Genomic DNA, 17508 nt, shown 5'->3' with positions numbered 1-17508 from the left:
GGCAGATCGCTGTCCAGGATCTTTTGGTAAAAGCTGTTGAGCTCACGCTGTATGGAACGGGAAAGGCCCTGCACTAACAGAACAATCAAATGAACAAAGGTCAGCTTGCGATCACGGACAAATCCATTCCGGCCGGATTCTGTACGGCAGTCGCTAACAAATTGTTCATTATGTAATTTTTGAGTTAATTCATTGAGATAGGTTACTCTAAAAACAGGTTCGCTATTCAATACCCCCCTGTAATCCTATCCTAAAAATAACAAACTTTTTCTCTACTTAACACCTGTCAAAGAACTTCAGCCTTAAGGAAACGACATTGAATCGTCAATGGTCAATCGTGAATCGTCAATCGTCAATCGTCAATCGTGAATGCCCTGGTTCGTGTATACACGAACCAGGGAGTAGAAACGTCAAATGACACACTTAACTAAGCAGACCCACTACTTACTGCGTATCTTCCTCCTAATGCCTTATTCCCTACCCCCTACGACTTAAACCTTAAGCCTTATGCCTTACACCCTACGCCTTAAACCCTACGCCTTACGCCTTTCCTTAAAATTACTTACCTTCGTTGCAATGGCACTCCGCCTTTCCTCCATAGCATTCCTGCAACAGAATCTCGATCTGTTGAATCACTGACAGTGATTGTTATTCTATTGCTTTTCCCCCTATTTCTTTTACACAACAAACCGATCAATCATGTCCGCGAATGTACTGGCCAGCCGGTCTGCCCAATATTTTATAGATCTCGAAGAACAATATGGAGCCCATAACTATCATCCTTTGCCCGTTGTCTTAAGCCGCGGTGAAGGCGCTTTTGTATGGGATGTGGAAGAGAACCGTTATTTTGATTTCCTCAGTGGTTATTCTGCCGTTAACCAGGGCCATTGCCATCCCGCTATCGTAGCAACATTCATCGAACAGGCCCGGCGGCTCACGCTAACCAGCCGCGCTTTTTACAACGATGTATTAGGCGAATACGAAAAATTCATGTCTGCTTATTTCGGATTTGATAAAGTATTGCCGATGAACACCGGCGTGGAAGCGGTGGAAACAGCCATCAAACTTTGCCGCAAATGGGCGTATGAGAAAAAAGGTATTGCCGACGGCGAAGCAGTTATCATCGTCTGCGAAGGCAATTTCCACGGACGCACATCTACCGTCATCTCATTCAGCAGCGATCCTTCCGCACGTACGCACTTCGGTCCTTACGCTCCCGGATTTATTGCAGTTCCTTACAACGATACTGCGGCACTCGCACAGGCACTCGGCAATCCCAATGTGGCCGGCTTCCTCGTTGAACCAATACAAGGTGAAGCAGGTGTGCTCGTTCCCGATGAAGGGTATCTTGCTACCGCAAAAAAATTGTGCGAAGACGCCAATGTACTTTTCATCGCAGATGAAATACAAACAGGACTTTGCCGCACCGGTCAATTACTCGCCTGCGATCATGAAAACGTAAAACCGGATATACTGATCCTGGGCAAAGCACTGAGTGGTGGTATGCTGCCCGTCAGTGCCGTATTAGCCGACAATCATATCATGCTTACCATTCGTCCCGGCGAACACGGCTCCACTTATGGCGGCAATCCGCTTGCCTGCAAAACGGCTATCAAAGCACTCGAAGTTTTGCGGGATGAAAAAATGGCGGAGAACGCCGAAGCCATGGGCAAACTTTTGCGCGATGGATTGGCCGCCTTGCAATCCCCGCATATTTCGCTGATCCGCGGAAAAGGACTGCTCAATGCCATCGTCATTAATCACAACGATCCGGATGCGGCATGGAATCTTTGCCTCGAATTAAAAGAGAATGGTCTGCTCGCCAAACCTACGCACGGCGATAAGATCCGCTTTGCACCGCCGCTGGTGATCAACGAAACACAGGTACAGGCGTGCGTTGCCATTATCAAAAAATCATTGGAGATTTTTGACAGGAGCTAACTTTGTCGTCTATGTCTACGCACCCGGTCTCCTCTTCCGCAAAAATGGATAGTGTTTTTGCCGACATCATCATTGGTGTCAGCGACGGGCTTTCCGTGCCATTTGCCATCGCCACAGGTCTTACCGCCGCGTCGGCTGATCCGGGAATGATATTGACGGCGGGGCTGGCCGCTACCCTCATCGGCGCTGCCGGCATGGGAATAAGCGGCTATCATACGGTGAAAGATGAAAGTGCCGGACCAAAAGAAGACCGGAAATTTTACGCCAATATTGGTTTTACAGAAGAAATGCAGGAGGAAGCTATGGCTGCATTGACCGGGGAACAACAAGCAGCAATGCAGCAATTGTCCGAAAGTCACTTCAATTCACCACGCAGTTCAGGACTCATCATCGGCTTCTCCTACTTCATCGGTGGGTTGATTCCACTAGCTCCTTACTTTTTCATTGATGATTCCTATGTGGCGCTGACAATCGCAGCGCCTGTTACATTGGTTTGCCTGTTTGTATTCGGTTATCTCAAGAACCGGCTGTCCAATGCCAATCCCTGGTCAGGTGCAGTCCGCATGCTGCTATTGGGTACACTTGCCGCAGGGGCTGCATTCCTGCTGGCACGTATCATTAAATAGAACTGTTGGTTAAAATCCGGTACTGAAGCCAACTACCCACACACTGTTCTTTTTCCAATCCGGCTGGGGCGCCCAGTGATAGAATAAACCGCCATTGATATAGAAATAAGCCAGGCCGAAAAGATTCACCTGGTAAAGCTGATTAATCATCACACCCGATTCATGATACCCTTTCACGGGAGCCGCAACGCCGGCATTTGCTTCGCGATGCGCTGTTTTCAATCCGCCATACATCAGGTTATGCGCAAGACTTATATAAGGCTGGCTGACTTTCAGGTTCCACAATCGTTTATCGAAATCATGACGATACAGAAAAGACACATACCGGTCGGAATAAAAATCATAAGGCTTCATCGTTACAAATCCACCATAGGCATAATAGTTGGTGCCGCTGTTACGGAATCCGTTACCTGCCAGCAACAGTGATCTTGGCAATGGTTTGTTGTCGGCCGTTCTGATCATGCCTCCTTCCAATCTGAAATGATCGAATCCCCAGCGGTTGATATGTTTGGTAAAACGTACAGCCGCCAATGTGCGGAGATAATTTGCACGGTAATCACCATTGTGTACTGTCCCCGATGCTCCGCGTAAATAAAGAACAGGATATTTCGTGGACACGGGAAGATAATATTCAAACAGCGGCACCCGTTTTTCCCCATATGCATAACGGAACCCCACGCCTGCTTCGCGTACACGATAGTCGATGGGATTCTTTCCATCTGTTTCAAACTGGCTCTGTTCGTAGCGGGGCCGCAGATACCGTTGCAATACTTCTGCTTCAGCCTGCCAGTAACCCAATTGTGTGTGTCCTGTTGCCCGGTATTCTTTCAGCCAGTCCACACGGGTCAATATCCAATTGCGAAACCCGGTGCGGTCGAGTTCGGGATGTATTTGCACGAGGCCGGATGATTGATAATTCTGCTGGTAAGCAAATTCCAGCCAGTGATCTTTGTCCCCTGCGGGAAATATGCGTGCATGTCCGCCGTATTTCCATTGTTTGTCTTTGGTGCCATAACCAAACCACCCGCCTATCGAGAAATAACGCGATACGCGGTTGTTGGTAGAAAGTCCGAGTCCCAAACGGGTGCCTTCAAAATTGTTGATGGCGACCAACCTGTTTACTTCGATGTCGACCGGACCAAGCGGTAGTTTACCCAAACCGAATTTGCCGGCGGCGTATACCACTTTCTCGAGTTTCATCTTGGTGGTAAGGCTATCGATGACCTTATAAGTATTTTGTTCTTTTTCCGTTAATCCATCCGGTCGCAATTGCTGCCATTGTTGTTCCGTGTGCAAATCCACCGAATCGCCAAGCCGCACTGTATAGGCTTTTCGTTGCCGCAATGCATGAGCTGCGTCAAAGGACACGGAGTCGATCACGGAATGACCATTGAGGCTGATGCCCATTTCGGGGGAAGGATAACGGAGCAGGTTTACCTGGTAATTAAGTTCCCGCGGGAACCAGCGTGTCTCCACTAGCTGATAAATCTGTTCAATGCGGATCACGCGTTCGGATGCGGAATCCGTTGTAGCCGCGATCAAATGCGAAATGGCATAACCGTTCGAATTGATATAAACGGTTCCTTCCAGCGAAGGGAAAACGGCGTTACGTTTTGGTTCGAAGCTAAGAATATAGGTAGTATCATTCCCCGTCATCACCTCATCGAGCAACCGGAATTTATACCGTTGTTGCCAGCCTTTCGCAACAGGGTTATTGTAGTCGCGACCGTTGAGTGAAATGTAATCGCCGTAAACATGGAAGGGTAATACGTCGGTAACCAGATTGGTGAAATAAGTTTTCTTCAATCCTGAAAAACGGGATGCGATCACTTCTTCCTGCAATTGTTGCGGACGCCGGTAACTGCGGCGGCTATAGCTTTCTGATAAAATAACATGATTGTTGCGCAGGAAGCGGAGGTTGGCTGTATCCGGCTCCGGCAATGGCGGTTCGTTGTTCTTTTTATTGTTTTTCTTCGAAGACCTTGCAACCGGCTCTTTCTTCTTTGTGGTAGTATCCGGGTTAGGCACGAGGTCTACTTTCATCTTGTAATAGATATTACAATTGTAGCGGTCGTACATCTCCGGGTTATGATTGGATTTGTTGCGGATGGTTTTCTGTAAAATGGAGCGAATCTTTTCGGCGTCGGCACGGATCACTACTTCTCCCAAGATACCGGAAGCTGGTAAAAGGAATAAGGTATCGCGTTCATCTGCCAGGGAAAATGTGGCAGACTGGTAACCTACGTAAGATACCTGCAGCGATGCTGCGCCGTCGGGGATAGCAAGGCTGAAATGGCCGTTAATACCGGTGATTACGCCTTTCCCCTGCCCTCCGGCTTTGACCGTGGCAAAAGCCAGCGGTTGCCGCGAAAGGCTGTCAGCCACAACACCTGATTTTGTTTGTTGTGCCGAAACACGAATAATCGTTAAAGTCAATAAAGCGGCCAGGAGGTAAAGATGTCGCATAGAATAAGCTACAAAATACTGAAAATGGCTTTCTGATGGATTATCCCTGCGTCGATTGGAAGATAAAAATGCAAAACTGTCAAAAACCAACCTGCGGGCATACCAAAAATAAGTACGTAACTATTTGTCGGAAGGTCTTCAATAGGCCAATAAGTGAATCGGTGACTAAAAGGCTAACCCGGTTCGTATCCTCAGCACAACTGTTCGGAAGATTTTAAAACCTGTCAATCAGACATCACGCCACCGTTGGTCTCCAGACCAACGGGCCTGCTCATCGTTGAACTATGTACGAAGTTTGCCTTAACCTTTCAAAGCAACCTGGTTCTTGCTTGTTGGCCGGGAGACCAACAAGGGTGCTAACTTCTACCTCAAGCCGCCATTAAATTTAAAAGTGAAAAGCGAATCTTAGAGATAAACGTTCCGAACAATTGTGTTGTCCTCAGGAACCAAAAGCGGGTTTTCCAAACGGGCCGAAAGATCAGCCTCAGAAACCGGTAGGTTGTTTTACTTACTACTTATTACTTAAAACTTATTACTCAACCTGATCGTAAAACAACGAATGCCCGGAAAAATTCCGATCATACCTGTATCCGTTTAATCATGGATAATAAGTTCATTTTAAGGGTAATAACCTATAAAAACACCCCTCTTGCACGTACAATCACGTGGTTTCACGATACCAAAATCGTAATTCCTGCAAAAAAATCTCGTAAAATGCTATGATAATTCATGAGCAATACTACCTTTGCATCTCGATCCTAATACCTTTTGTAAGAAAACGTACCCAAATGACTCTTTTTACCCTTTCGGCTAAGGCTGTTATGCCTGGCCAAACCCGCCGGTTCCGGCTTTTATTGGTCCTCGTTTCCCTTTTCTATATTCCCGTGCACGCACAGCAGGCTGTGTCAGGTATTATTACCGATTATGGTGGATTCTGGAAGACTTCTGCCACGCAGATGAGCAACGTGAAGCCTGTTAACAGCCATAACCTCCTGTCGTTTACCTACAATAATAAACAGTACTCTACAGGGGTTAACGATGCGTTGTTGTCTTCAAAAGGTGAAACATTTGTTGCAGGGGATTTCTGGTCTTTGCCGGTAGAAGGGTATTCCGGTACGGTTACGTCCGATACAAAAGTAGGTGTAGGTGAAATGTATGATGGTGTGCATAACGGCACCGGCCCCAATAAGCCCGATATGTATCTCACCTCTTACCTCACCGATGGTATTAAAGGATTGGACCTTGGCACCTGTGTGGCCAACCTGCCCGCCGGCACACTTACTTTTGCGGTCGCCAATATCCGGCCTGAGAATATTGGTGATGGTATTCCCGATATCATTGTAACGCAAATCGCCGACCCAAGCGGTTCTACCGATACTTACAGCTTTATCAACGAGGCGGGTCAGATCGTTGGTTCGCCCAAAAGCATTCGTTTCACCAACATTTCACCTGTAGCCAACTGGACGGCCGACTTCTACGAAGCGAATGTTAACCCGCGCGTTCTTACGGCTGGTTTTACCAATACAGACCGACCGATCCGTCTGTGGGCGGCGGATCTCAGCGATTTCGGTATCACACGCGACAATTACCTTTCTATTTTTAAATTCCGCATCAATCTTTCCGGCAGCAGCGACGTAGCATTCGTTGCCTATAATAACAAGACGCTTACCATCAATGTACCGCTTCCTGTTAAACTCAACTTCTTTACTGCGCAGGAGAACAATGGTGCGGGTTTGCTTAAATGGCAATCGCAATCAGAACTGAACACCCATCATTTCATCATAGAAAAAAGCACAGACAACAACCAGTTTGTGGCAATCGATTCTATCCCTGCAGCCGGCCGCAGCAGCGAGCCCCGCGACTATCAGACTACCGACGCGCATTTGCAGACTGGCGTGAATTATTATCGCCTGAAAATGGTGGACATCGATGGAGGATTCAAATACAGTGCTGTGGCAAGAATACAATACCGCACAACGGTTAACGAATTGGTAGCGTATCCCAATCCTGCTACCGGTGGTAAAGTGCAGGTGTCACATCCTGCGGGCGGCCAACTGTTGTCGTTGTACAACGCAGCCGGACTTCCCGTATGGCAGACACGCCCAGCCAACAATACCCGCCAGACGCAGATCGATCTGTCACGTCTGCCGGCCGGAGTTTATTATATCCAATGGCAGGGTGCTGAAGGCAAGCTGCGCCAGTCATTGCTGATCCGCTGATTTTACTAAAGACTTTTTTACAAAAGGGTACCAATAAACGGCCGTTCCTGTCCAGGAATGGCCTTTTCTTTTGAGGGGATGTCAATGGTGAATGGTGAATCGTGAATGGGGAATAACCTTTGCGCCTTGATTACTTTGCAGCTTTGCGTGGAAATACGGGTTCACGCAAAGGCGCGTAAGGAGCAAAGGCGCAAAACTTATCACTTAATACTTATAACTTATTACCCCATCGCGTCTGTTTAACCTTAGACCTTAGACCCTAAACCTTACTCCTTACGCCTTAGTCCTTACTCCTCATACCTTAAAAAAAAACCACCGTCCTCAGACGATGGTTTCATTCAGAAAGTCTTTTCTAATATATTAGGTACGGAAGTGAGCGAAAGCTTTGTTCGCTTCTGCCATACGATGCGTATCTTCTTTTTTCTTGAAAGCAGCACCTTCACCTTTGCTTGCCGCTACGATTTCGTTAGCCAGCTTGTCGGCCATGCTACGACCATTCCGGTCGCGGCTGTAACGGATCAGCCATTTGATGCTCAGGGAAACTTTACGATCCTGGCGTACTTCAGCAGGAATCTGGAAAGTTGCACCACCGATACGACGGCTACGTACTTCCACAGCAGGTGTCACATTCGACAATGCTCTCTTCCACACCTCGTATCCTTCTTCACCAGTTTGCTTCGCTACTTTGTCCAGTGCGTCGTAAAAGATGTTAAAGGCTCCGCTTTTTTTGCCTTCCCACATCAGGTTGTTTACAAACCGGGTTACCAGTTTATCGTTAAACCGGGGATCTGGTGCTAAAGGCAGTTTCTTTGCTTGTGCTTTCCGCATGACTTATTCTTGAAGTTGCTTTTTAAAAATTACTTTTTGGCTTTCTCTTTCTTGGTACCGTATTTAGAACGGCTTTGTTTACGGTCTTTCACACCCGCAGTATCCAGAGAACCGCGTACAATGTGATAACGTACACCCGGAAGGTCTTTTACACGACCACCACGGATCAATACGATTGAGTGCTCCTGCAGGTTGTGACCTTCACCCGGGATGTAGGCAATAACCTCAATTTTATTGGTCAAACGCACTTTGGCTACTTTACGCAGCGCAGAGTTCGGTTTCTTAGGTGTTGTTGTGTACACACGAGTACAAACACCACGACGCTGAGGACACTGGTCCAACGCACGTGATTTGCTCTTCGCGCGGATAATTTCTCTTCCTTTTCTTACTAATTGTTGAATCGTAGGCATTCTGAATGCTTTGTTTTTGGGACGGCAAAGGTAAGACCTCCGTCATTAAATACCAAAATATTGCTTAAAAAATACGCAAATGCTTGAAATTTTAAGCGCCTTGCGTAGTAGGGTTATACTAACTATTTAATTTTCAATCTTAAACAGGCCACATCCAGCCATGTGTATCCTCACTACGGCCCTCGCGGATATTGTTCAATGTCTCCTTGATCTGCGTGGTTACTTTCCAGGTATCCGTATCAAAAGATAACACGGTGTCCTTGTATTTCAATTCACGGATCAACGTGATCGTGGCTGCCGTACCGGTACCAAACACTTCTTTCAGCGTGCCGGCCTGGTAAGCTTCGATAATTTCATCGATACTCAACGGACGTTCCTCCACTTCTATGCCCATTTCCTGCAACAATGTGATCACTGTCTGACGCGTTACGCCATTTAAGATGGTGCCCTGTTCAAGATCAGGCGTTATGGCTTTGTTGCCGATAACAAAGAACACGTTCATCGTGCCGATCTCCTGCACATATTTATGTTCATGCGCATCTGTCCACAATACCTGGTCATACCCTTTTTTACGCGCTTCGGCCGTTGCAAGCATCGAGCTTCCGTAGTTACCGGCCGCTTTTGCATAGCCGATACCACCCGCACAGGCACGCACATAGTGTTCTTCCACATAAATCCGCATCGGAGCCGCGTAATATGGACCGGTGGGACTGAGAATGATCATGAATTTATACGTCTCAGAAGGACGTACCCCGATCATCTCATCGCTGGAGAACATAAACGGACGGATATACAGCGAATGGTCGGGCTGCGATGGAATCCAGCTCTTATCGAGCTGCACCAGGCGGCGCATGCCTTCCATGAATAATTCTTCCGGTACTTCAGGCATCTGCATACGCGCCGCTGAAATATTGAAACGACGGAAATTATCGATAGGACGGAATATAAATGCCTTTCCCTGCGGGTCGCGGTAAGCTTTGATACCTTCGAAGATGGCCTGACCATAATGGAGTGCCGCCAGTGAAGGACTCATCAGCAACGGCTGGTAGGGTTTGATCTCAACATTTTTCCACTCACCATTTTCATAATCGGCTTCCAGCATATGATCGCTGAAATACCGGCCAAATGGCAGATTTTCCAGGTTCAGGTCGTTTAACTTGCTGGTTTCCGCTTTTGTAACAGATATATCCATAGCCTCTATCATAATATGTTATTTTTGACGGGTCAAAGAAACAAAAAAAACTAACACCTGATCGTATTATTTGTTCATTCGCATGAGTCTCAACGAAATTGATCTGAACGCTGCCCTGTTAACGGAACTCTATGGCCAGGTGCTCGTAGATACAGGAGAACGTGCTCCGGCAAAGGTAACACAAAGCCGGGAACCCGTAAGCCCTCCTGTTGCCGAACCGCCGCCGGTTGCTGAAACCATCAGCCAGCCGGCTGTTGTCCCTGCACCAACACCCAAACCGGTTACCGCTCCCGTTCCCGAGCCTGCAGCGCCCTTTATCGCTGCCGCCCCTCCAACAGACGACGATTGGAAATTCCTTGGAAAAAACGCACAGAAAGTGCTGATCGTGGTGGACTATCAATCCGCCCTGCATATTCCGGATGAAGACCTCGGCTTCCTGACGCAATTGCTGGCCGCCTGCAAACTCAACCTGGGCGATATCACACTGGTTAATTTTCTTCATTACCGCCAGACTTCCTACCAGGCGGTGCTGGAAAAGTTTGGCAGCCGCCGGGTAATCCTGTTTGGCCTGGACCCGGTACAATGGGGATTGCCGATCAATTTTCCCCAATTCCAGCAGCAGGCTTTTGCCGGATGCCAGTTCCTGCATGCGCCGGACCTCTCTGCCATCAAGGCCGACAAACTTGTTAAAACCAAATTGTGGGTTGCCCTGCAACCTTTTTTCGGGCTATAATGGCCCGGCTTTTGTCCATCAATACAAAACGGATGCAACTCATTTTCGCCACCAATAATCAACACAAAGTCAACGAAATCCGGCAGGCAGTCGGCGACCAGCTTCAACTGCTGACCCTGAAAGAAGCCGGTATCGACACCGATATTCCCGAGCCATTCGATACGCTGGAAGAAAACGCCACCAACAAGTCGAGAACGATTTACGACATGACCGGTGGCGCTGATTGTTTCAGCGAAGACACCGGGCTGGAAGTGGATGCCCTTAAAGGCGAACCCGGCGTTAAAAGCGCCCGCTATGCCGGCGAAGGACGTTCCTCACAGGACAACATCATCAAACTGCTCGGCGCCCTGGAAAATCAACCCGGGCGTTCCGCGAGATTCCGCACCGTGATCTCGCTGATCATCGATGGAAAGGAAAGCTTTTTCGAAGGCATCTGCACCGGACGGATCACGCACGAACAGCGCGGCACCGATGGATTCGGCTATGACCCGGTCTTTATTCCCGACGGATCCGATAAAACATTTGCCGAAATGAACATGCAAGAAAAGAACCGGTTCAGCCACAGAAAGAAGGCAGTTGAAAAACTGGTTGTATTTTTGAAAGGTCTCTCCTGAAACACTTAATAAATTTTGATTTTGCAAAGCAACCTTAATATCTCCGAAGACGACTTAATAAGAGGATGCATGGAAGGCGACCGGCGTATGCAGGAAGAAATGTATCGCCGCCTCTCCCCCCGCATGTATGCCGTTTGTCTGCGGTATGCTTCCAACGCGGAAGAAGCCGAAGACATTCTCCAGGAAGGCTTTATTAAAGTCTTTAAAAAACTGGACAGCTACCGGGGTGATGGCTCTTTCGAAGGATGGGTCCGCCGGATATTTGTCAATACGGCTATTGAACATTTCCGCCGTAAAAAATACCTGCAGCCCGTTACCGAAAAAGAAGAAAACACCATCGAAGGGAAATATGTATCCGTGCTCGATCAACTCGGAGAAAAAGACATCCTCGAACTGATCAAGCAACTTTCACCAGGATACCGAACCGTCTTTAACATGTATGTGGTGGAAGGATACAGTCACAAAGAGATCGGCGAAATGCTCGGTATCAGCGAAGGCACCAGCAAGTCGCAGCTATCAAGAGCAAAAGTGATCCTTCAGGACATGGTGAGAAATTTCATTGAAGACACAAAAGATATGGGTGTAAAGAAATGAGCACACGGCATAAATTATACGATCAGGAAGTAAATCCGCCATCCGGTGTGTGGGACCGCATTGCCGCATCGCTGGATGATGACGCCGTTGGCCGGAAGCTTTACCACGCGGAAGCTACTCCCCCCGCCAGCAACTGGAATAAGATCGCTGCCGCACTCGATGCGGAAGAAGCGCAGCGTCCCGCTTTCGCCGCTAACTTATACAACGCCGAAGTACAACCGCCGGCCGCTGCCTGGCAGCAGATCGCCGCTTCACTCGATGAAGCACAACCTGCACGCGTGATCCCGATGCAGCAACGCCGCACCACATTTTACCGTTACCTCGCCGCCGCAGTTCTCGCCGGTGTCGCCGTACTCGCTGCCTGGAACTGGTTAGGTTCTTCGGAAGAAGAAAGCACCATCGCTTCTACGGATACCATCAGCGTTAAACCCTTGATCGAACAAACCACAAAAGATACCAGGACTGCTCCCGCACCGGACATGACCGACGAGCAGTTGCTGGCCGCTACCACTGACGAATCGCTGAAGCCAACCCGCACGCGCACAAGCAGCAGTACCAACGGTTACAGCAATGCGCTGTATGCGTCAAATAATACGGTAGCAGCCAAACATCCCGCCGACCGTTACATCATGCTCATCACACCCGATGGCAATGTGATCCGTATGTCCAAAAAATGGGGCGATATGGTTTGCTGTGTATCCGGCGAAGAACAGGATGATGCCTGCAAAGACCAATTGCAACGCTGGCAGGAAAAAATGGCTGAAGCACCGGTAGCACCAAGTCCCGATAACTTCATGGACATTCTTACGCTTGTAAATACCCTGAACGAAACCGATCTCTGATCCCGCTTTCCTCCGGAAATTACCGATCTTCGCGAGGTATTAATTCAAACCAACTGATGGCGCGTATAAAGATCCAGGCACCCGAAAACTTTTCCTTCACCACTTCTATTCCCGTTCGCATTACCGATATCAATTACGGCGGACATGTAGGCAACGACCGGTTATTGAGTCTGCTGCACGAAGCGCGCATCCATTTCCTGGCCAGTGCCGGGTACAGCGAAGTCAATTTTGCAGGCGCCGGTATGATCATGGCCGATGTAGGTATCGAGTTCCGCAACGAACTTTTTTATGGTGATACAGTACTGGCTTCTGTTACCGCTGCAGCATTCAGCCGGGTGAGTTTCGACATTTATTATAAACTGGAAAAAGAAAAAGAGGGTAAACGTGTACTCGTTGCGCTCGCCAAAACCGGGATGGTTTGTTACGACTACCAGCAGAAAAAAATAACCGCCATTCCCGAAGAAGCCCGGCAAAAACTCAGCGGTCAATGAAGAAATTTCCTGCGCTTTTATTGTTGCTTTTAATGGGTGCGTTTTCCCTCAACGCGCAATTACTCTATAAATGCGAAAGCCCCAATGGCGATACGATTACCTGGATAATGGGCACCATGCATTATACCGAACGTGACGGTTTTCGCGAAGACCCTATTTTTGATTCATTGATTGCCGCGGCTGACGTGTTCTTTGAAGAACCCTTGTTAGACGAACACCTGTCGCGTGAACAGTTGGCGCGGCTTTCACGTGCGCAGCGCTATGAAGGAGGCAAAACCCTTAAAGACTTTGTTTCAAAAAAAGACTTAAAACAGCTGACCGCGCAACTGTCCGATCAGCTCAACGTTGCGCCTTCGGTTATCCGCCACTCATTTATTTACGCTCCCTTCTTCATGTTGTCGAAACTTCCGCCCAAAGACAGCCTTCGCCATCTTGAGCTTGACAACTATCTTATCGCCAAAGCAAAATTTCATAAGCGTCGTATTGTGCCGCTGGATCATCCGGACAGTATTCATCAGACAGCACTTATTCTTCGCGACAAACATCAACCCGAATGGTTGCTGAAGGTTTATCCAACCTATTATAAGACCAATGCCATGTTGGAAAAAGCCTATCGCGCGCAGGATACGGCAAAAGTCATTTCATTCCTCGGCTATTCCGCAGACACTTTACTTATTACCCGTCGCAATGAGCAATGGGTAAAAATTATTGAAAGAGAAAGTGGTAAAAAGAATTTTATTGAAGCGGGACTCGCGCACGTCATTGCGCCTTTCGACGGGCTGTTGGATTATTTCCGCAGGAAAAACTGGAACGTTTCCGGTGTGCACGTGAACTTATTTGCTACGGAAAATAACTGATCGACTGTTCCATATCCGCCAGTTCTCTTCGGCCTGTAGTACCAGCATGTCCGCACCGTTACAGATTACGGCTCCCTGCTCCTCTGCTTTTTGCAAAAACAATGTTTTTACCGGATTGTAAACAAGGTCGTAAAAATAATGCGCAGGCGTTGCCGCATGATAAGGAATGGCGGGAAAACTTTCCGTGTCGGGATACATGCCTAGTGGAGTGGTGTTGATGACGACCGTATGTTCTTTCATGATGTCATCATTCAGCTCATCGTAGGTCAATGAAGACTGGCCATGCAATTGCCGGCTTACAATATTGTAGGCGATGCCGCGCGAACGCAGCACAAACAATACCGCTTCCGTTGCGCCGCCATTTCCCAATACCAATGCCTTTTTATGATGGGGCCGTAATAAAGGCACAAAACTTTTTTCAAACCCGATGTAATCGGTATTGAAGCCATACAATTTCCCATCGCGTATACGGATGCAATTGCAGGCGTTGAGTCCTTCGGGAATGCCGGAACTGTCGTGGAGATAAGGTATCACCTGTTGTTTATAGGGAATGGTAACCGCCAATCCTTCCAATGCAGGATTACGGTGCAACACTTCTTCAACATCAGTGATCGCGGGAATGGAAAAGTTTTCGAAACCGCAATCGGTCAATCCTTCCCGCGCAAACTTTTCCAGGAAAAACTTACGGGAGAAGGATTGTACCAGCGGATAACCGATGAGGCCGAAAAGCCGCATCAGGCAGGTTGTTTTTTGTCGAGGAACATGCTGAATGTATCGCCGCGCAAACCAACACGCATGGCTTCGAGCGCGATCATTTCAGAGGGAGCAATGTTGCCGAGGTTTACATTGCAACCGATCAATTCGATAAAATACAATTGTTGTGCTTTCTGAGGAGCTTCCCAGATAATACGTTCTTCGGGAATCTGTGTGAGGATTTCCTGTACCAGGCCTTCCCGTACTTCACCTGATCCGCGGTAGATACCGACGTTGCCGGCCTCGCGTGCTTCTGCTATCACATAGGTGGCACCTGCAGCCAGTTCAGCACTCATCTGTTCGATCCATTTATACGGAGGAATGATGTGCGCGGCATCTTTACTGCCCACTTCACTGAGTACCGTACCATGCTTGGTCAGTTTCTCGATATACCCACATTTTTCTGCATGCGGAATAGTGATGGAACCATCACTTACTTCCATATAGCTTATACCAAAATCCTTACACACCTGGATATAATCGTCAAACTGGTTGCGCACGAGGAATGCCTCGAACAAAGTGCCGCCGAAATAGATGGGAATATCATAACTGCGGTATACTTCCAGTTTCTCACGAAGGTTGGGGGTTACATACGAAGTACCAAAACCTAACTTGATAATATCAACATGGGGATAAGATACGCTCAGGAAGTTCTTTGCTTCTTCGATGCTGAGGCCCTTATCCATCACCATGGTAATGCCTGCAGTACGGGGTTTCTGATGACGTTCCGGAATCTGAGAGAGATTAAAATTCATGCCTTCTTCCTTTTAAGGTTACAATAGCAAGCCGGCAAAAATAAGATTTAATGACGGATTACCATACAAAGGCTTTCTTCCTCAGCCCCTTTTTCTTAAATAGACCGGTTGCGTTTGAAACGGGCCAGCACGTCCAACACCTGCTGGTGTTGCAAAATGGCAGGATCGAGGTTCACCAGTTTCTTCAACAACCGTGGCGCCTGTTCCAGCGCCGACTCGAGTACCAGCAACGCTTCCTTGGTTTTTCCCAATGAAAGCAGGATGCCCGCTTTATAATAAAGGAACAGGGGTTTGTGTCCCGTAGCTTCCAGTGCAGACTGTACCTGTTCGAGTGCCTGTTCTTCAAAACCGGATTTATGCAATCCGCGCACCAGCGCTTCCCAACCGGCCACGCCACGCGGGCGGCTTTTGACCACCACAGAAAAATACTGGATGGCTTCGCGGACCTGTCCGAGTTCCATCCGGCACTCTCCCATCAGCAGGTTGTACTCCGGCTGCTGCTTCTGCATACGTAAAGCATTTTCCAGTTGCTTCACGGCACTTTCATACTGCTGCTCATTGTAATAAGTGCAGGCAATTTTATAGACGAGTTTGCTGTCTTCCTGGTTAAGATGTGATGCTTTGCGATAATAAAATCTTGCCTGCGCAAAATTTTTCATTTTATCGTAGCAGTGCCCGATTGCTTCATAGATCACATCTTCGGGTTTTGCCAATTCCAGCACTTTTTCCAGCGATTCGATGGCTTCCTTGTATTTACGCAAACGGATATAGGCGTCGCCCATATTGCGGTAGGCGTAATCAAACTTCTCTTCGATCGTGATGGCATACATATAAGCATCGATCGCTTTTTCGTACAATTTCAATCCCTGGTACGCCGCGGCGAGGTTGAACCAGGCCAGCTCGTTGTAAGGATGTTCGTCGATGATCTGCTGATGCAGGCGGATGCCTTCTTCATTGCGACCGGTGAAGTCGGTCCAGAAACATATTTTGTACAAAGCCTCTTCGTTGGTGGGTTCCTGTTCGAGGATCATCTTGAGGCAGTCGAATACTTTATCGAAGTCTTCGTAATCGTCGTATACATCGGCGAGTTCGAAGAGCAGGTCGATCTTTTCTTCTCCGTTGAACGACTGGAGTGCTTCTTCGAGTAATGCCACGGCCTCTTCCTGCCGGTCGAGTGCGAGGTAGGCATCTGTTTTAAGAATATAGAGATTGATGTCGCCGCTATCGAGCAGGGAGGCCAGCTCGAGAATGTCAAGGGCTTCCTGGTAGCGGCGGTTGGCCAGTAAAACGTCGGCCTTACGGATCAGTAAAGAACCGGAATAAGGATATTGTTCGATGGCAAGCTCAGCGGCTTCCAGCGCATTGCGATAGTCTTCTTTTTCTTCGAAATAATTGATAACCCGCTCAAACGACTCTTCCTCGAGGAAAGAATGGCTGCGTCCCTGGCGGAGATTATCAAACTGTTTCAACAATTCCTGCATCTGTTCCCGGTCTTCGCGGTATGGTTGCTCTTTCATGGACGCGGTGGTTTTAAGGTGAACAAATTGGATAAAAAGGCGCGAAGCGATCGTCTGTTTTAACTATCAACAAGTTATACCAAAAACAACTCGACTTCCAAGCTTAGTTATCCCCATATGTTAAGATCTGTGGCTATTTATTTTCAGGTTTCTGTAACAATTTTGCATTGTACGCGTTAAATAAGTATTAAAATCAACGCAAGTATTTTTCAGCATTTCGTTTAATTTTCGTTAATTTTGTGTCATTGAAACCGAATAATACCATATCACGCTTTAAAGCAGGCAAAAAATCAGCCATTCTCGTATTGCTGGCTTTTTCTGCCATGGGGGCATTTGCTACCCTTGGTGATGGTAAATATGGCAAGAACAAGGCTGTCAGTTCGGCAAAAAAGAATACTGTCCGCACTGGTGGTATTTCTCTCCGTTCAGGTTATGCATTCCGTGGTACCGAAGTGATCAGCACGCAGGCCCCGCAGTATATCAATCTGAACTCTTCTGTTGCTACTTACCAGCAAGGCAACAAAACCTATGTTGTGCCGGTTAAAACCCGTGTACTCAGCAAAGTTGTCTTCAATCCCAACGAAGCTACCCGCAGCTATCGTTGATCATCCAGCAATGATTTTGGTAAATGAGTAACTTCCGGAAGGAAGTTTTTTTGTTTTGGCCCGGC

General features: G+C 47.8%; 18 protein-coding genes. 10 read left to right on the top strand and 8 right to left on the bottom strand.

Features of this window, described 5'->3' with window-relative positions:
• Window positions 1–230 (bottom strand): hypothetical protein (locus H608_RS24625; RefSeq protein ID WP_028787171.1); only part of this gene is annotated, 230 nt, incomplete at its 3' end.
• A 469-nt stretch (window positions 231–699) separates the two neighbouring features.
• On the opposite strand from H608_RS24625, the gene rocD reads away from it, so the two are divergent.
• Both rocD and H608_RS0107705 read left to right on the top strand, forming a co-directional pair.
• Window positions 700–1941: an ornithine--oxo-acid transaminase gene (rocD, locus tag H608_RS0107710; protein ID WP_028787170.1), complete on the top strand. Its 1242-nt coding sequence runs from the start codon at window positions 700–702 to the stop codon at window positions 1939–1941.
• An 11-nt stretch (window positions 1942–1952) separates the two neighbouring features.
• Window positions 1953–2567 (top strand): VIT1/CCC1 transporter family protein, encoded by a 615-nt coding sequence (locus tag H608_RS0107705; protein WP_028787169.1) that lies wholly within the window; start codon window positions 1953–1955, stop codon window positions 2565–2567.
• Window positions 2568–2576: 9 nt separating this feature from the next.
• Here the strand turns inward: H608_RS0107705 and H608_RS0107700 are convergent, their stop codons facing one another.
• Entirely contained in the window at window positions 2577–4952 is a 2376-nt protein-coding gene (locus H608_RS0107700; RefSeq protein WP_162142851.1) for a DUF5686 and carboxypeptidase-like regulatory domain-containing protein, read from the bottom strand.
• Window positions 4953–5821: 869 nt separating this feature from the next.
• Here H608_RS0107700 and H608_RS23510 point away from each other — a divergent pair.
• Window positions 5822–7252, top strand: coding sequence for a T9SS type A sorting domain-containing protein (locus H608_RS23510; protein WP_162142850.1), 1431 nt, complete (start codon window positions 5822–5824; stop codon window positions 7250–7252).
• A 360-nt stretch (window positions 7253–7612) separates the two neighbouring features.
• Here the strand turns inward: H608_RS23510 and rpsG are convergent, their stop codons facing one another.
• The 3 genes from rpsG to H608_RS0107680 all read right to left on the bottom strand — a co-directional run bounded on the left by rpsG (window position 7613) and on the right by H608_RS0107680 (window position 9694).
• Complete coding sequence (rpsG, locus tag H608_RS0107690) at window positions 7613–8080, bottom strand: 30S ribosomal protein S7 (RefSeq protein ID WP_028787167.1); 468 nt, start codon at window positions 8078–8080, stop codon at window positions 7613–7615.
• Between the two features lie 29 nt (window positions 8081–8109).
• Entirely contained in the window at window positions 8110–8490 is a 381-nt protein-coding gene (gene rpsL, locus H608_RS0107685) for a 30S ribosomal protein S12 (RefSeq protein ID WP_028787166.1), read from the bottom strand.
• Window positions 8491–8629: 139 nt separating this feature from the next.
• A complete protein-coding gene (locus tag H608_RS0107680) occupies window positions 8630–9694 on the bottom strand; it encodes a branched-chain amino acid aminotransferase (RefSeq protein WP_028787165.1) in 1065 nt (354 codons plus the stop codon).
• Window positions 9695–9764: 70 nt separating this feature from the next.
• Between H608_RS0107680 and H608_RS0107675 the strand changes: the two genes are divergently transcribed.
• The 6 genes from H608_RS0107675 to H608_RS0107650 are packed head-to-tail and all read left to right on the top strand — an operon-like array spanning window position 9765 to window position 13813.
• Window positions 9765–10415: a hypothetical protein gene (locus tag H608_RS0107675; RefSeq protein WP_028787164.1), complete on the top strand. Its 651-nt coding sequence runs from the start codon at window positions 9765–9767 to the stop codon at window positions 10413–10415.
• A 32-nt stretch (window positions 10416–10447) separates the two neighbouring features.
• Complete coding sequence (rdgB, locus tag H608_RS0107670; protein WP_028787163.1) at window positions 10448–11029, top strand: RdgB/HAM1 family non-canonical purine NTP pyrophosphatase; 582 nt, start codon at window positions 10448–10450, stop codon at window positions 11027–11029.
• Between the two features lie 21 nt (window positions 11030–11050).
• The gene (locus H608_RS0107665; protein ID WP_028787162.1) at window positions 11051–11623 is read left to right on the top strand and encodes an RNA polymerase sigma factor; all 573 of its coding nucleotides are present in this window, start codon (window positions 11051–11053) and stop codon (window positions 11621–11623) included.
• Window positions 11620–12465, top strand: coding sequence for a hypothetical protein (locus tag H608_RS0107660; RefSeq protein WP_028787161.1), 846 nt, complete (start codon window positions 11620–11622; stop codon window positions 12463–12465). Before H608_RS0107665 ends, H608_RS0107660 begins: the two co-directional genes overlap by 4 nt.
• Before the next feature lie 56 nt (window positions 12466–12521).
• Entirely contained in the window at window positions 12522–12956 is a 435-nt protein-coding gene (locus tag H608_RS0107655) for an acyl-CoA thioesterase (protein WP_028787160.1), read from the top strand.
• Window positions 12953–13813 carry a TraB/GumN family protein gene (locus H608_RS0107650; RefSeq protein WP_081658824.1) on the top strand — a complete coding sequence of 287 codons (861 nt, stop codon included), beginning with the start codon at window positions 12953–12955 and terminating at the stop codon, window positions 13811–13813. The genes H608_RS0107655 and H608_RS0107650 overlap by 4 nt, the downstream gene beginning before the upstream one ends.
• Here the strand turns inward: H608_RS0107650 and H608_RS0107645 are convergent.
• The 3 genes from H608_RS0107645 to H608_RS0107635 form a co-directional block, all read right to left on the bottom strand.
• Window positions 13790–14548, bottom strand: coding sequence for a shikimate dehydrogenase family protein (locus tag H608_RS0107645; protein WP_028787158.1), 759 nt, complete (start codon window positions 14546–14548; stop codon window positions 13790–13792). The two genes, H608_RS0107650 and H608_RS0107645, sit on opposite strands and share 24 nt — an antisense overlap.
• Window positions 14548–15321 (bottom strand): phosphosulfolactate synthase, encoded by a 774-nt coding sequence (locus H608_RS0107640; protein WP_028787157.1) that lies wholly within the window; start codon window positions 15319–15321, stop codon window positions 14548–14550. Before H608_RS0107640 ends, H608_RS0107645 begins: the two co-directional genes overlap by 1 nt.
• A 95-nt stretch (window positions 15322–15416) precedes the next feature.
• A complete protein-coding gene (locus H608_RS0107635; protein ID WP_028787156.1) occupies window positions 15417–16838 on the bottom strand; it encodes a tetratricopeptide repeat protein in 1422 nt (473 codons plus the stop codon).
• Window positions 16839–17083: 245 nt separating this feature from the next.
• On the opposite strand from H608_RS0107635, the gene H608_RS0107630 reads away from it, so the two are divergent.
• A complete protein-coding gene (locus H608_RS0107630; RefSeq protein ID WP_051268119.1) occupies window positions 17084–17443 on the top strand; it encodes a hypothetical protein in 360 nt (119 codons plus the stop codon).
• The last annotated feature ends 65 nt before the right edge of the window (window positions 17444–17508 follow it).

It is taken from the genome of Terrimonas ferruginea DSM 30193, assembly GCF_000425585.1.
Classification (GTDB): domain Bacteria; phylum Bacteroidota; class Bacteroidia; order Chitinophagales; family Chitinophagaceae; genus Terrimonas; species Terrimonas ferruginea.
This window is presented reverse-complemented; position numbering and strand designations above follow the sequence as displayed.